Origin of the sequence: Streptococcus sanguinis, assembly GCF_050222175.1 — a bacterium.
Classification (GTDB): domain Bacteria; phylum Bacillota; class Bacilli; order Lactobacillales; family Streptococcaceae; genus Streptococcus; species Streptococcus sanguinis_M.
The window spans coordinates 395,285-411,344 of the sequence record NZ_CP071420.1 but is presented as its reverse complement, the minus strand read 5'-3'; the positions used below and the strand labels follow the sequence as shown (position 1 = coordinate 411,344).

The 16,060-nt window shown below is 43.5% G+C and carries 15 protein-coding genes; 2 read left to right on the top strand and 13 right to left on the bottom strand.

All coding sequences use genetic code 11. The features are described 5' to 3' along the window. Positions 1–80 precede the first annotated feature (80 nt). Both J1C91_RS02105 and J1C91_RS02100 read right to left on the bottom strand, forming a co-directional pair. Complete coding sequence (locus J1C91_RS02105) at positions 81–923, bottom strand: undecaprenyl-diphosphate phosphatase (protein WP_125439258.1); 843 nt, start codon at positions 921–923, stop codon at positions 81–83. Between the two features lie 139 nt (positions 924–1,062). Continuing rightward, a complete protein-coding gene (locus J1C91_RS02100; RefSeq protein ID WP_125439256.1) occupies positions 1,063–2,958 on the bottom strand; it encodes a DUF2207 domain-containing protein in 1,896 nt (631 codons plus the stop codon). Between the two features lie 131 nt (positions 2,959–3,089). On the opposite strand from J1C91_RS02100, the gene J1C91_RS02095 reads away from it, so the two are divergent. Beyond that, positions 3,090–4,655 carry an ABC transporter substrate-binding protein/permease gene (locus tag J1C91_RS02095; protein ID WP_002908850.1) on the top strand — a complete coding sequence of 522 codons (1,566 nt, stop codon included), beginning with the start codon at positions 3,090–3,092 and terminating at the stop codon, positions 4,653–4,655. Then, on the top strand, positions 4,652–5,392 hold the full coding sequence (locus J1C91_RS02090; protein ID WP_002908849.1) for an amino acid ABC transporter ATP-binding protein: 741 nt from the start codon (positions 4,652–4,654) through the stop codon (positions 5,390–5,392). Before J1C91_RS02095 ends, J1C91_RS02090 begins: the two co-directional genes overlap by 4 nt. A gap of 95 nt (positions 5,393–5,487) precedes the next feature. Here the strand turns inward: J1C91_RS02090 and J1C91_RS02085 are convergent, their stop codons facing one another. From J1C91_RS02085 to J1C91_RS02035, 11 genes are all read right to left on the bottom strand, one after another. Beyond that, positions 5,488–5,703 carry a hypothetical protein gene (locus J1C91_RS02085; protein WP_002893653.1) on the bottom strand — a complete coding sequence of 72 codons (216 nt, stop codon included), beginning with the start codon at positions 5,701–5,703 and terminating at the stop codon, positions 5,488–5,490. Between the two features lie 108 nt (positions 5,704–5,811). Then, positions 5,812–6,744 (bottom strand): SPFH domain-containing protein, encoded by a 933-nt coding sequence (locus J1C91_RS02080; protein WP_002898882.1) that lies wholly within the window; start codon positions 6,742–6,744, stop codon positions 5,812–5,814. Between the two features lie 56 nt (positions 6,745–6,800). Then, entirely contained in the window at positions 6,801–8,051 is a 1,251-nt protein-coding gene (gene ilvA, locus J1C91_RS02075; protein WP_002925915.1) for a threonine ammonia-lyase IlvA, read from the bottom strand. A gap of 99 nt (positions 8,052–8,150) precedes the next feature. After that, complete coding sequence (ilvC, locus tag J1C91_RS02070) at positions 8,151–9,173, bottom strand: ketol-acid reductoisomerase (protein ID WP_125439254.1); 1,023 nt, start codon at positions 9,171–9,173, stop codon at positions 8,151–8,153. Positions 9,174–9,237: 64 nt separating this feature from the next. Continuing rightward, positions 9,238–9,714 carry an acetolactate synthase small subunit gene (gene ilvN / locus J1C91_RS02065; RefSeq protein WP_002898887.1) on the bottom strand — a complete coding sequence of 159 codons (477 nt, stop codon included), beginning with the start codon at positions 9,712–9,714 and terminating at the stop codon, positions 9,238–9,240. Next, positions 9,707–11,407, bottom strand: coding sequence for an acetolactate synthase large subunit (locus tag J1C91_RS02060; protein WP_002908845.1), 1,701 nt, complete (start codon positions 11,405–11,407; stop codon positions 9,707–9,709). The genes ilvN and J1C91_RS02060 overlap by 8 nt, the downstream gene beginning before the upstream one ends. Positions 11,408–11,667: 260 nt before the next feature. After that, entirely contained in the window at positions 11,668–12,267 is a 600-nt protein-coding gene (locus J1C91_RS02055; protein WP_002908843.1) for a response regulator transcription factor, read from the bottom strand. After that, entirely contained in the window at positions 12,264–13,364 is a 1,101-nt protein-coding gene (locus tag J1C91_RS02050) for a sensor histidine kinase (protein ID WP_002908840.1), read from the bottom strand. Before J1C91_RS02050 ends, J1C91_RS02055 begins: the two co-directional genes overlap by 4 nt. A 4-nt stretch (positions 13,365–13,368) precedes the next feature. Continuing rightward, positions 13,369–14,103: an ABC transporter permease gene (locus J1C91_RS02045; RefSeq protein ID WP_002908839.1), complete on the bottom strand. Its 735-nt coding sequence runs from the start codon at positions 14,101–14,103 to the stop codon at positions 13,369–13,371. Positions 14,104–14,113: 10 nt separating this feature from the next. Beyond that, entirely contained in the window at positions 14,114–14,989 is an 876-nt protein-coding gene (locus J1C91_RS02040; protein ID WP_002908835.1) for an ABC transporter ATP-binding protein, read from the bottom strand. Positions 14,990–15,405: 416 nt separating this feature from the next. Next, on the bottom strand, positions 15,406–16,020 hold the full coding sequence (locus J1C91_RS02035) for an SP0191 family lipoprotein (protein WP_002908833.1): 615 nt from the start codon (positions 16,018–16,020) through the stop codon (positions 15,406–15,408). Positions 16,021–16,060: the final 40 nt, after the last annotated feature.

Genomic DNA, 16,060 nt, shown 5'->3' with positions numbered 1-16,060 from the left:
AGAAAAAAACTCTCAGGAAATTCCGAGAGCTTATTATTTCACTACATGAGAGAGTCAGGGAAACATTAAATTTTCCCCTTTTATCCCATCAAAGCTTTGATGGCTGCATAAACCAGAAGCACGCCGCCTAGGCCAATCCGATATTTCCCAAAAATTGTAAAGTCATGCTTTTTGACGTAGTCTGTCAGGAAACGAATCACGAATAGACTGACACCGAAGGCCACTCCCATGGCAACCAAGAGCAAGAAGATTTGCCCAAATCCCAGACTGTTCCCATTCTTGATAAACTTAAGAATTTTCCAGCCACTAGCGCCAAACATAATGGGAATCCCTAGATAGAAAGTGAACTCTGTCACGACAGAACGGCTGACACCATTCAGGAGACCGCCGACAATAGTGGCACCAGAACGGCTAGTCCCAGGAAATAGAGCTAGAATCTGAAAGAGACCAATTTGCAAGGCAGTCTTGTAAGGAAGAGAAGCTAAATCTGTCACAGCAGGCTCCTCATGCTCCCGCCTTTCCAGATAGATAAAGGCCGCCCCATAGACAATCAGCATCACTGACACAGAGACCAGATTATAAAAATGCGCTTCAAACCAATCATCCAAGAATAAGCCGATAACAGCAGCCGGCAAGGCTGCCACGACGACCTTAGCCCAAAGCTGCCAGGTCTTTTGAACCTGACGGGCTGATTTGCCTGGTTTAAAAGGGTTTAGCTTGTCAAAATAGATAACGACAACCGCCAAAATAGCTCCCAGCTGGATAACGACATTAAACATTTCCATAAAGGCTGGACTTTGATTCTTAAACTGGATAAAGTCTTGAATCAAAATCAGGTGGCCTGTACTAGAAATCGGCAGCCATTCTGTGATTCCTTCGATGATACCGTAAATAATAGAGATAAAAATTTCAATGATAAACATAGAATACTCCTGAAACAAGGGTCTACTCAAGGAAAGTCGCAATTAAATTCCCAAAGAGTATTAGGTCTTATTATATCACAATTTCAAAGCTAGGAAAAGCCAGTACGATAACTTTTCTGGCTAGGAGAGAGCTTGTTTATCAGAAAGCTCCACCGCCTCCACCGCCTCCGCCGCCAGAGAACCCACCACCTGAACTTCCGCCAGATGAGACAGAGAAATTGCTGGCTGTGGTGGCTACATGGCCGTAGTTTGAGAAACTGTGCATACTGCTATAGAAGGCATAGTGCAAGTTAGCCTGAACATAGCTGTCCATAGATGGATTTTCCAAGTGAATCTGACGCAGAGCCATGACACGACTGACGCGATCTGCATAGCCAAAGAGGGTCGCATAGACCAAGAGACGGTTCCACAGGATAATGCCTTCGATTTCTGTCTTGTCCAGATGAGCAATATCTCGCAGCATATTTGAAAAACTTCTCCACAAATAGTAATCATGCGCGCCTTCATCATTCAGGACGCCATCTCGCCAATAAAGCTGCGCCTTACTAGCAAAAATGCAAATCATAACAAGTCCCACCAGTGCTAAGGGAATATATATCCAGATGAGACTTTCAAAAGCGGCCATATAGACAAACAAAACTCCAAGAGAGAACAGCAAAACAGCACTAGCTAGAATGATGGCAGTAATCAGCAATCTCTTTTCCTGAACTTTGAGAGGCCGGTAGTGACCAAAGAGGCCCAAACGCTTGCCCTCAGAGCGCACTTCTTTAGATAAGGAGCGCAGACTGTTAGTAAATAAGGACTTGATATTGCTACCAATGTTACGGATATAGGACTCATCCGCAGAAGACTTGTGCTTATAAATATCTTCTGAAATTTGATAGGCTGAAAAGAGATCTTTCACACTGGCTTGGGATTGTTTGTTGAAAGCCATGCCCAGAAAACGTCTTTCAAAGTCCGCCAGTCCATCATAGGTCGCTATTTGCAGAACAGGATTTTCAGCATCTCCCTGCAGGAGGAGATTGCCCCTATCCAGCAAGTCTAATAAAGTCGCCTGAACCATGTTTTCAAAGTTCAGCACTGCCTTGCCGCCCCTAGTCGGGTCGACATCCTCCATGTCCACCGCGTAAATATTTTCCGCCAAGACAAGAGGAGACAAGTCCTGAGGAGCCTCATATAGACGGGCATTCTTGGGATAAGACTGCTTAGGCTTGATCTTCTGGGCAAAGACAAAATAAAGAATAGCCGCTGCAAGGATGGCACATAGGAGCAGCAAGGGTATATAAATTTCTCCTAGCTGCCGGTAAAAGACCGTCTTGCGGGCAATCTTTTCTTCCTGAGCTTTAAAGGTTGGCAAGTAGTCGCTCTCGTCTTCATTCTGGGACACAAGAGAGACCGCTTGTCGATCCCAATAGCCGTGGAGCTCGACATTATCGCCCGAGCCAATTCCATTGAGTTTGACCAGATAGTCGGTGCCATCCTTATCCACGAAAGGCTGAGTACCAAAGTAGCCACTATGAGCAAAGAGCTCGCTCTTATCTGGATTGCTCAAGCCAGAAACTGTCAAAACGACCTCTCCTATCCCCTGGTCCCAGTCACTGATAGGAGTCCAGTTGAGCTCAGCAATATCCTTGTGAAGAAAAAGGAGATTTCTCAGCTGCCAGGTCACAGTAACAACAACTCTGTCACCGTCGTTTCCTGAATTATAGATTTTGACCTCATAGCCATCTCCTAAGTCTCTGACTTGGGGGTTAATGTCCATATCTGGCTCACCATTCGTCAGAACCGAGACCGTCGGATTCCCATCAATGGCAAAGCCATTGGGCATCTTTCCAGCAGAGCCCAGCGAAACAATCTGACCATTATAGTCGTCATTAAACTTGTAGGTCACTTTCTCTGTGTAGGTAGCTGTATTGTCCTCACGCAAGGCCAGATCGCCTTGATAGGATTCAATATCATAGTCAACAGCCGAGACAACCTGACCAAAACAAAGACAGGAAAATAAGACTAATAGGAGACAAAAATATCGTTTCATACTCAACCTCTCTTTACAGATATTTTGTTCTATTATATCATTTTTATCAAGTAAGGGCTTACTAGGATTGAAAAGAACGGTAATTTTCGATAGAATAGGAAGAACAATTATTAGATAAGCAGGAGAAACCCATGAAGAAATTATTACTCACTTTATTTACTGCCCTCCTGGTCGCTTTAGGAACAGCCCAAGTTATCCAAGCCGATGACTACCTGAGAATCGGTATGGAGGCAGCCTACGCTCCCTTCAACTGGACTCAGGATGACGATTCCAACGGTGCTGTAAAAATCGAAGGAACCAACCAATATGCCAACGGATACGATGTGCAGATTGCCAAAAAAATTGCTCAAGAGATGGGCAAGGAACCTCTGGTTGTCAAGACTTCTTGGAATGGCTTAATTCCTGCTCTGACCTCCGGAAAGATTGACATGATTATTGCGGGTATGAGTCCAACTGCCGAGCGGAAAAAGGAAATCGCCTTTTCCAACAGTTACTACACCAGCGAGCCAGTTCTCCTAGTTCGTAAAGATGGAAAATATGCATCCGCTAAGACTCTAGAAGACTTCAAAGACGCCAAAATCACTTCCCAGCAAGGAGTTTACCTCTACAATCTCATTGACCAACTGTCTGGTGCCAAAAAAGAGACAGCTATGGGCGATTTTGCTCAGATGCGTCAAGCCTTGGAATCTGGAGTTATTGATGGCTATATCTCTGAGCGGCCAGAAGCTTTGACTGCTGAGACTGCCAACTCTAACTTCAAAATGATCCAATTTGAGAAAGGCTTTGAAGTAGGAGAAGAAGATGCTTCCATTGCCATTGGGATGCGTAAAGATGACAATCGTATCGAGCAAGCCAATGCAGCTATCACTAAGATTACTACCAATGACCAAGTCAAGCTGATGGATGAGATGATTCAGAAACAGCCTGTTGATACGGATAGTGAAACAACGAATGAATCATTCTTCAGTCAAGTGGCTAAGATCCTGGCTGAAAACTGGCCGCAATTTTTACGCGGAGCTGGTTTGACCTTGCTTATTTCGATAACAGGAACCATCGCAGGTCTCATCATCGGACTGCTGATTGGCGTTTATCGAACAGCGCCAGCTTCTAAGAATAAACTCCTAGCATCACTGCAAAAAATCTTCGGCTGGTTCTTAAATGTCTATATTGAGATTTTCCGCGGAACTCCCATGATTGTTCAGTCCATGGTTATCTACTACGGAACAGCCCAGGCATTCGGAATTTCTATCGACCGGACTATCGCTGCCATTTTCATCGTCTCCATCAACACCGGAGCTTATATGAGCGAGATTGTCCGCGGTGGTATCTTTGCCGTTGATAAGGGGCAATTCGAGGCCGCAACAGCACTGGGTATGACTCACAGCCAGACCATGCGCAAGATTGTACTGCCTCAGGTTGTCCGCAATATTCTGCCCGCAACTGGTAATGAATTTGTCATCAACATCAAGGATACATCCGTGTTGAATGTTATCTCGGTGGTTGAGCTTTATTTCTCTGGAAATACCATCGCTACCCAAACCTACCAATACTTCCAAACCTTTACCATCATCGCTGTAATCTACTTTGTCCTGACATTCAGCGTGACACGCATCCTGCGTTATGTTGAAAAACGCTTTGACACAGATAACTACACGACAGGTGCTAATCAAATGCAGACCGGAGAAGTAAAATCATGACAGAAACCATTTTAGAAATTAAAAACCTCAAAAAGTCCTACGGTGAAAACGAAGTCCTCAAGGACATCTCCCTCACTGTTCATAAAGGAGAAGTGATTTCCATCATCGGCAGCTCTGGCAGTGGAAAGTCAACCTTCCTGCGCTCTATTAATCTTTTGGAGACACCAACCGGTGGTCAGATTTTCTACCGAGGTAAGAATGTCTTGGCAGAGAACTATAATCTGACCCATTACCGTGAAAAGCTGGGCATGGTCTTTCAGTCTTTCAATCTCTTTGAAAATCTTAATGTTCTGGAAAATACCATCGTCGCTCAGACAACAGTTCTGAAAAAAGAACGGTCAGAAGCCGAAAAAATTGCCAAAGAAAACCTCAACAAGGTTGGAATGGGCGAGCAATACTGGCAGGCCAAGCCTAAGCAACTCTCAGGCGGTCAGAAGCAGCGAGTCGCTATTGCCCGCGCCCTCTCCATGAATCCTGATGCTATCCTCTTTGACGAGCCGACTTCAGCCCTCGACCCTGAAATGGTTGGTGAAGTTCTGAAAATCATGAAAGAACTGGCTCAGGAAGGGCTGACTATGATAGTCGTAACCCACGAGATGGAATTTGCCCGTGATGTCTCCAGCCGTGTCATCTTTATGGATAAAGGCGTCATTGCTGAATCTGGCAGTCCGCAGGATATCTTCACAAATCCAAAAGAAGAAAGAACCAAAGAATTCTTGCAACGCTTCCTCAGCTAAATTACTTCTATTTTCAAAAGCAAAAAGGAATCTGGATTTAGTTCCAGATTCCTTTTTTTATTTAATGAGCAATATCAGTTGCACGATTTTGAAGTTTAGTCTTCAAATTTTTCATGGTTTTTGTCGTAGAAATCAATCAAGCCAAGAGCTGTTTCAAAAGAGATATTTTTCACTTTTGCACGTCCTTGAGCAAGAGCAATGATAGACATTTCACGTGCATTTGTTTCTTTACTAATACGGTAACCAGTGATCTTCTTATCACGTACCCAACTAACAACAGATTCTACTTTCTCGAAATTAGATTTAGCCATTTCTTACTCCTCTCTATTCTAGCTACATCAACTACTATAATTGTTTTTATACAGTTTGTCAACTTAAACAAACCAAATTCGAACAAATTAAATAATTCTGAATTTTCTTTACTTAGCTTTGAGGGCTGAAAGTATCTGAGTCCGAATACTTTCGACTCCTTCTGGATTTGCTGGAAGGAAGATGGTATTATTACCCGAACTATCTGCAAAATTATTCAGCGTATCTAGGTACTGGTTGGTCAAAAGAATAGACATAATCTGCTCTTCTGTCAACTCAATATTGGCTCCCTTCAATTCTTTGATGGAGTCAGCCAAACCATCCACAATGGCCTTCCGCTGCTCAGCGATACCAACCCCATGCAGGCGGTCTTTCTCAGCTTCTGCAGAGGCAGCTGTCACAATCTTAATCTTATCCGCTTCAGCCAATTCCTGAGCAGCCACACGCTTACGCTGCGCCGCATTGATTTCGTTCATAGACTGTTTAACTTCAGCATCAGGCTCAACCTTGGTAATCAAGGTTTTGACAATGATATAGCCATAGGTCGACATTTCTTCTGCCACTTGCTTTTGGACTTCTAGGGCAATTTCGTCCTTCTTTTCAAAGAGCTCGTCCAAGGTCAGTTTTGGAACTGAGGAACGAAGGGCGTCTTCGATATAAGACTTAATCTGAGCTTCTGGCCGCATAAGTTTGTAATAAGCGTCAATCACGTTGTTTTCATTTACACGATACTGGGTCGCAACATTCATAGTTACGAAAACATTATCCTGTGTCTTGGTCTCAACGACAATCTCGCTCTGCAGCAAACGCAGCTGAACACGAGCCGCTATCTTATCAATCCCTAAAGGAAGACGGAAATTGATACCGCTGCTGCTAGTTTTGTGGTAGCGTCCAAAACGCTCAATGATTGCCACAGATTGCTGACGAACCACATAAACTGCACTAAGCAACAAGAATATAAAGATTATGATCAATATGATAAAGAAAAATGGAATAAAAAACATGTTCAAGCCTCCTTGATTCACTATAGTATATTCTAACATATTTAATTTGCAGTTTCAAACGAAAGCATACAAATTAGGCTAAAATATATTTACAATTAGACAAGCATATTGTAGAGTGTTTCATTCCCGTTCAGATTGATAAAGGACGGATCGAACTGCTCAATACGGTTAATCAAAGAAGCATAATCATGCTTATCTGCCAGAGAAATACCAATCAAAACTGGTCCTGTTCCCTTACTTGCCCGCTTGATATATTCAAAACGAGTGATGTCGTCATTGGGTCCTAAAATATCATTCACGAATTCACGCAAGGCACCTGGACGCTGCGGGAAGTTGACCACGAAATAGTGCTTGATACCATCATAAATAAGAGCCCGCTCTTCCATCTCTGGCATCCGGTTGATGTCATTATTACCACCTGAGATAATGCAGCAGATAGTCTTCCCCTTGATATACTCGCTCAGCACTTCCAAAGCAGCAACACTTGCCGCACCAGCTGGCTCTGCGACAATCCCTTGCTTGGAGTATAGGTCAATAATGGTCTCTGAAATAAGCCCTTCATCTACACCGATAAGATTTTGAACATTCTTTTGTGTAACCTCATAGGTTGATGCACCGACCTTCTGTACTGCGATGCCGTCGGCAAATTTGTCGATTTCTTTAAGCTTGACCGGACCTCCAGCTTCAAAAGCTGCTTTCATACTGCGGGCACCGTTGGCTTCCACACCAATAACTTCGATAGCTGGCTGACTTTCTTTGATATAGGTTGAGACTCCTGATATCAGTCCGCCGCCGCCAACTGGTACTAAAACTGCATCAAAATCGATAGCTTCTCTCTTGGCCTCGTCTAAGATTTCATAAGCCACTGTTCCTTGACCAGCTTGGACATCATCATTGTCAAAAGGATCGATAAAGGTGCGATTTTCAGCCTTAGTATAGTCAAGCGCAGCCTTGGCCGAAGCATCAAAGGTATCTCCGACCAATTTAATTTCCACAAATTCACCACCAAAGAAGCGGACCTGGCCAATCTTCTGCTGAGGAGTCGTGATGGGCATAAAAATAGTTGCTGGAATTTTCATTTCCTTACAAGTATAGGCCACTCCTTGGGCGTGATTTCCCGCAGAAGCACAGACAACCCCACGCTGGCGCTCCTCTTCATTAAGTTGAGAAATGGCATAATAAGCCCCGCGAAGTTTAAAAGAGCGCACCCGCTGCATATTTTCCTTCTTCAGGTAAATCTTGGCCTGGTACTTCTCCGACAAATAGTGGTCGTAGTCAAGCGGAGTATTGACAACCACATCTTTTAACACTTTATGAGCATGCGTGATATCTTTTGCTCTGAGCATATTTTTTCCTTCCCTGTCTCTCCAGTTTATTCTCTATCAAGCAAAACAAGGGGCTGGGAATTCGCATTCCAACCCCTAATGTCTTATCTGCTCTTTACCTTAATTGTAAATCTTGAAAGCATCGTCGTCGTTTTTACCAACGAATGGCATTGCTTTACGCAATTCTGCACCGACCTTTTCAATCTCCAGATTAGCAGCTTGCTCACGGTAAGCAGTGAGTTTTGGACGACCAGCCTTGTAGTCATTTACAAAGTCATTTGCAAATTTACCATTTTGGATATCTGCCAAGACCGCCTTCATGTTTTCTTTGACTTGCTCAGTAATCACGCGCGGACCAGATACATAGTCACCATATTCAGCTGTGTTTGAGATAGATTGGCGCATCTTCTTGAAACCACCTTCGTAGATCAAGTCCACAATCAGTTTCATCTCGTGCAGCACTTCAAAGTAAGCCAATTCTGGCGCATAGCCTGCTTCAGTCAGAACTTCAAATCCTGCTTCAATCAGGGCAGTCAGACCACCACAAAGCACAGCTTGTTCACCAAAGAGATCTTCTTCTGTTTCTTCTTTATAAGTTGTTTCAAGTAAACCAACACGAGCCGCACCAACACCTTTACACCAGTCCATGGCGATGTTTTTGGCATTACCAGTTGCATCTTGGTATACTGCGTAAAGTGCTGGAACACCAAATCCTTCTTCGAAAGTACGACGAACCAAGTGACCAGGACCTTTCGGTGCACACATGAAGACATCTACATCGGCAGGAACTTTGATAAATTCAAAATGGATGTTAAAACCATGAGCAAATCCAACTGCGTTTCCAGCTTCCAAGTTTGGAGCGATTTCTGCTTCATAGAGATCTTGTTGGATTTCATCTGGAGCCAAAATCATGATGACATCAGCTAATTTAGCTGCTTCTGCTACTGTATAAGTATCAAAGCCATCTTCTTTAGCCTTGTCAAATGACTTACCAGGACGAACACCGATAATCACATCGTGGCCTGTATCACGCAAGTTTTGCGCATGGGCATGACCTTGTGAACCATAGCCGATTACGGCAATTTTCTTACCGTCAAGTGCTGCTACTTTTACATCTTTTTCGTATTCCATTGTTACTGCCATAAGTTTTACTCTCTTTTCTATTTTTATTGCCTGTTAGGCGGTTTTAACAAATTAAAGGTTTGGTTTAATCTCGGGTAAAGCCTGTCGCTCCAGTCCGAGCAATATTTTTGATACCATATGGGCGAATAACTCGAAGCAGAGCCTCGCTCTTCTCCGCATCACCAGTCATCTGAACGGTAATGGAGCTAGGTGCTACATCCACAACTGTCGCCCGGAATGGCTGGATAATAGATAGAATCTCTGCCCGCTTGTCAGCTGGAGCCGAGACCTTAACCAGAATCACTTCACGCTCTAAATGAGGGCGGTCCGTGATATCTCGAACCCGAATCACATCAATCTGACGATTGAGCTGCTTGATAATCTGCTCAACTTCTGCCAATGAAGCCACATCAATGATGATGGTGATACGGGATACTTCCGGATTTTCCGTCGTTCCGACTGAGATACTCTCAATATTAACCTGACGTCTGGAAAGGACACCCGTGAAGCGGTTTAGAACACCCGAACGGTTTTGGAGTTTAGCTGTCAACATTCTACGCATGGAACTTCACCCCCAACATCTCATGATTGCTCTTGCCAGCCGGCACCATTGGAAGAACGTGTTCCTTGCGAGAGATATCCACCTCGATAAACATTGGTATATCTTCCTTCAGCACTTCCAAATCCTGGACAATGGTCTCCGGATCGTCAAATTTATAGGATTTAACACCATAAGCCTGAGCCATGAGCTGGAAATCTGGCAACGTTTCAAAGACAGACTCAGAGGTACGACCGTCATAGAAAGCTTCCTGCCACTGGCGCACCATGCCTAGCGAATGATTGTTAAGCATGATGACCTTAATCGGAATCTTATAGATATTGAGAATAGCCATCTCTTGGTTTGTCATCTGATAGCCACCATCTCCGACAAAGAGCACCACTTCCTTATCTGGATTGGCAATCTTAGCTCCAATCGCTGCAGGTACACCGAAGCCCATGGTTCCTAGACCACCAGACGTTACCAGTTGACGCTCGTTTTTATACGGATAATATTGGGCGGCCCACATCTGGTGCTGACCGACGTCTGTTACGACGATGGCATCACCCTTGGTCAGCTCACCTACGCGCTCAATGACAGCCTGAGGCTGTACGACACGTTCTTTCTTATCATATGAGCGAACCCGTTCCTTATCGCGGGTTACTTTTTCAATCCACTTGCTGGTATTATTATGCACCTGCTCTTCATTCAGCAGCATCTGTAGGGCTTTTTTAGCATCCCCTACGATAGGGATGTCCACACTGATAATCTTTCCAATTTCCGCTGGATCGATATCAATATGTGCTACTTTAGCGTTCTTGGCAAAGGTTTTCGGATTACCGGTCAGACGGTCATCAAAACGGCAACCGATACTAATCATAAAGTCGGCCTCAGTCATGGCAATATTGGCCGCAAAAGAACCGTGCATTCCACCCATACCTAAGAACAAAGGATGGTCTGTCGCAATGGTCCCTTGCCCCAACAATGTAGTGACTACTGGAATCTGATACCGCTCTGCCAAAGCAACCAGCTCTGCTGCTGCCTCGGCATAACTGATACCGCCTCCCGAAAGAAGGACCGGCTTTTTAGCCTTAGAAATCTGCTTGATAATCTTCTTAATCTGCAATTCATTAGGCTCAATAGTCGGCTGATAGCTCGGCAGATGCAACTTACTGTCATAGATAAAGTCCGTTTCCAGAGCGGAGACATCCTTAGGCAAATCAATAACGACTGGCCCAGGACGACCTGTCGTCGCAATGTGAATAGCTTCTGTAATGATACGCGGAATTTCTGCCGTCTCCCGAACCTGATAATTGTACTTGGTAATAGGAGTCGTAATCCCAACAATATCCGCTTCCTGAAAAGCATCTTTACCGATCCCAGCCTTGGCCACCTGACCAGTAAAGACTAAAAGGGGGACGCTATCACTCATGGCATCGGCAATACCGGTAATGGCATTAGTCGCTCCCGGACCGCTAGTCACAACTGCAACTCCGATTTTCCCGGTAGACTTAGCATAGCCTTCTGCCTCGTGAACACAGCCTTGCTCATGGCGACCTAGAATATGACGGATGCCTTCAAAACTATAAATAGCATCATAAAGCGGCAGTACAGCGCCACCGGGATAGCCAAAAATTGTATCAACACCAAGATTTTTCAAGGTTTCCAAAACAAGCTCTGAACCAGTCTTAGAAGTTTCTAATTTGATTTTCTCCATTCTTCCCCTTTCATTTATTTACAATTTTCTAAAAATTCAAAAAGCTTTCTACTATGATAACATTTTTGAAAAAAATTGCAAGCCGCTAGTTTATTTTTTTCTTGATTTTTTATCTAAATCCGAATGTTTTTCAAACAAAAGATAAAAAGTCAGAACTATATTTATAGTTCCGACACTTCATTAGAATATTCCTCACACAAATGTTCACTTTAGCTAAAAACTAACTTATCTCACCTTTTCTCCAAAGCTGAATCTTCCAGCTATAACCAGCCTTTCTCTTGCCCGATTCGGACTGCCTCTGTTCGATTTTCAGCATCTAGCTTGGTCAAAATAGCAGACATATAGTTACGAACTGTTCCATTTGACAGGAAGAGTTTTTCAGCAATTTCTTTATTGGACAGGCCAGTCGCCGCAGCTTGTAGGACTAGTCTCTCCTGCTGAGAGAGAGGGTTCCTGCTGGTCATCAGTACCTCCATCAATTCCGGCGAATATTCCTTTTGCCCATCTAGAACGGTGTGGATGGTCTTCATCAAATCTGCAATGCTACGCTCTTTGAGCACATAAGCATCTACATCCGCCTTAACAGCTCGCTCAAAATAGCCCGGTCTCTTAAAGGTTGTAACGATGATGACCTTGATGTTTGGTCGATTGGCCCTGACCCATTCGAGAACATCTAGGCCGGTCTGGTGGGGCATTTCCACGTCCAAAATAGCTACATCAAGAGTTTCTGACTTGAGACAGTCAATGGCCTTCTGCCCATCCGCGGCCTGATAGACTTCTTTGACATCTGGCTGCAGCTGCAAGAGCTGAGCTAGAGCATCTCTCAGCATACTTTGATCTTCTGCTAACAAAAGTTTCATGCTTCCTTCCCTCCGTATGGCAATTCAATTCGAATCCACGTCGGATCTTGGCTGCTAAGAATCTCAATACTCCCTGATAAGGCGGACAGTCGCTCTCGAATACTATGCAACTCCCGACCGGTCAGCTTTTGAAAACCACAACCATCATCCTGAATATCTAAAACAAGTTTTTCATCTTTCTTCACCAAAGAGAAATTACTCTTTTTAGCCTTGGCATGCTTGATAATATTGGTAGCAGCCTCCAGCAAAATCATACTGATTGTTGACTGCTGACTCGGTGGGACACTGGCAACATTGAGCTGGTTATCCATTTCTACCTGAACACCGCTCATCTCCAGCATGGCACGAATTGTCACTAGTTCCTCGTCCAGCGTCCGATTCTTTAGATCATTAATAATCCGCCGAACATCAGCCATGGACTTCTTGCTGATCTCTTGCACTTCCTGCAGTTCTTTTGCTGCCTTGTCATAGGCTTCCATCTGCAAAAACTGCTGAGCCAGCTCCGCCTTAACACTGAGCATAGCAAAGGTATGCCCTAGACTATCGTGTAAGTCACGGCCAATCCGATTCCGCTCATCTTCTGCCAGGAAAAGATTCAGCTGGGCATTTTGCTTGACCTTTTCTTCCTTGATCTGCTCTGCCGTCTGAATCCGATGGAGACCAAAGGTCACACCATCCGAAAAGAGAAAAGTGACAATAAAGAAGAGTAGTTCTGCTGGACCAACATTACCCATCAAATAATTAGTCAGCACAATAGCAGGCTGCAAATCAATAAAGGTCCAAAAACGCCAGGATTTAAACGAGACATCATCCAGCTCATAAATCAGCAGATTAGATAGATAAAAAATATACCAGGTAAATCCTGTATTTAACCAGACCGAACCATAGTATATGTAAGCAACCAAAAAACACCAAGAAAAAAATTGAATAAGGCGATGGTTACTTAGCAAAACCGCATAGTAAGCCACAACAAAAATAGCTGTCCAGAGCAAGAGGAAAAGCGGGTATTCCCCGCTGATTACTCCCGCCACTGGAAAGATGATAAAGACCAGCGCAATATGAAACATATAGTGGACTTGTTTAAGTTTTTCCCACATGAATTTATTTTACCTCAATTCGCTTTTTGAGCTGCAGCACAAGAATGCTGACCAAAACCGTATAAATCAGAACAATCAAAGCGGCCTTGCCATTAAACTGATGGTGTTCTAGATAAGAAGACACGACCTGCATTAGTTGATAACTTGGCGTCAGCTTACCGATTGGCTGGAGCCATTTTGGAAACATAGTCAGAGGAAACCATAGACCGCCCAGAACAGCCAGTGCCATATAGACGATATTTCCCACAACAGACATGAGCTGAGCACTTGGTAAGAGACTGACCAATACCCCCATGGCAATAAAGACCACACTTCCTACTAGAAGTATCAAGGCAATAAGAAGCCAGTCTACCATTGGCAGATTAACCCCGCGAACAAAATGCCCAATCGAGAAGACTACGATAATAGAAAGCATAAAAGTCAACAGCGTACTGCAAAGTTTTGATATATAATATTTTACCATAGAAATCGGCGAGTGCTGGATCATTTTTTGCCAGTTATTATTTTTATCAGACTGTAAAGTACTAGGAATGCTAAAGAAAGCACTAGACATGATACTAAAAAGAGTCATAGAGAAGAGGTAGCCTCGAAGCACATGTTCAGGCGTATCACTTCCAGACATCATTCCTGAGAAAATCAGGTAAAAGACGCTGGGCAGACCAATAGACAAGAGATAATAAGCAGCCTGCCGTTTCATTAAAATCAACTCAATCTTCATGAGACTTGCCATATTTTTCATGATTACTCTCCTATTCTTGTGTCGTTTCAAAAATACTATCCAAGAGGGTACGGTTACGTACTTCAATCTCTTCGATTGTACAGCCGTGTTCCTGAAGGACCTGCCAGACCTGTCCAGCATCTCTAGTAGCAAAAGATAAAGCCTTTTGCTTGATTTCTAAATCAGTCACATTATCCAGCTTTTCCAGCACAGACTGATAAGTCAGCGGCAAGGTAAAGTGTTTTTCCTGCTCCTCACTGCGCATGGCATAAGGCGTCGTATCCCGAATCAGCTCACCCTTGTGCAGCACCAAAATCCGGTCTGCCGTATGCTCAACTTCTTCGATATAGTGAGAGGAGTAAACGATGGTCACTCCCTGCTGCTTGAGCTGATTAACAATTTCCCAGAAATGCTGACGAGTAGAGGTGTCCATAGCAGAAGTCGGTTCGTCCAAGAACAGAATCTTAGGACGTCCAATCAGACTCAGAACAAAAGAGAAGAGACGTTTTTGTCCACCAGACAGCTTGCTGGCCAACTGGTTCTTTTGCTTATCTGTAAATTGCAACAAATCATCAATTTCTTGATCAGACAGACTATTTGGATAAATAGCTTGGAAGAAAGTCAAGAGTTCCTTGACCTTCAAATCCTCCACCACTGTATTTTCTTGTGGTAAAATCGCTACCGACTGCTTGAGATGATTATCTGTCGGCTTGAGTCCCTGAATCGTAGCCTGACCCGCTGTCAGAAACTTATCACCCAGCAAACAGTCCATGAGAGTCGTTTTCCCTGCTCCGTTGGGACCAATCAAGGCTACACAATCACCTTGGGAGATTTCAAAGGAAATATCCTTTAAAATCTCCTTACCGCGAATGCTTTTAGAAAGCTTCTTTACTTCAATCAGTTCCATTTTGCTCCTCCTTTGATTTGATAAACCGTATGTGCATCTTTCCTTTATTTTTCCAATGGCGAAAGAAGAACAAAGGCCAGATGCTGTTTGAATTCTTACAGCAACCTTTTATCATGTTGTTAACTATATTATAAGGCAAAGAAATTTTTCCTACTAGTTGATTTTGTCACCGACTGACATGACAAATGTCACTATTCCACTTTTTGAACCCAAAGCTAGCAAATATTGGAATAATCTATTTATATCCCTTCTGCATGAAGACACAAAAAAAGCCGGCCCCCTCATTGAGAGGAACCGACTAGTTGTAGGTCTGTTGCAATTTAGATAGAAACTGGAATCAAAGCAGCCTAATCTAAAAATTTTTCAATAAAGAGGCTACTCAATTTATAAGATGAGAGACCAACGCTTTTTAAACTTTAGCTCTGCACCTCTTCTTTGAGACCATTGAGCTTTAGACTCAGAATGAACATCTCAGGTGTAATATCCTTAATATCCTTCAGTCCAAAACCTTGGAAGAAACTGTTCTTTTCCACCTCTTCGACATTGACCTTTTGCAAATCAATTTCAATCAAGGTCTGCAATTTCTTCTCTGCTGTAACTGAATAATCAATATTAACACCTTCCAAACTCTTAGCTGCTACATAGTTTGAATCAGACTGCATTCCTTCACGAATGATAGTCGTCATTTCCTCTGGAGTCAAAGTAGCTGATGCCGCACTAGCTTCTTCTGGCAAGGAAGTGAGCAATTCCATCCGAAGATTCAAGATTTTCTTGCCCTGATAGGTAATTGTATCACGATGATGGATTTCTTCAATGTCTCCAACCAAGGTTTTAGAGACAATCTCTGTACTTTCAGAAGAAGAACTGGATGACTTACTAGAGCTGGAGCTATAGTTAGAGCTAGATTTAGTCCGCCTAGAAGAAGAAGCCGATTCAGAAGAGTGTCTAGGACGATGCTTGCTGAAGCTAGGAAGCACGCAGCCCGTCAAGAGTACCGAAGCAGAAATAACAAGAATGAAAAATTTTTTCATAGTTCACCTTTTTTTACTTTTTATTTGTTACAGTATAACA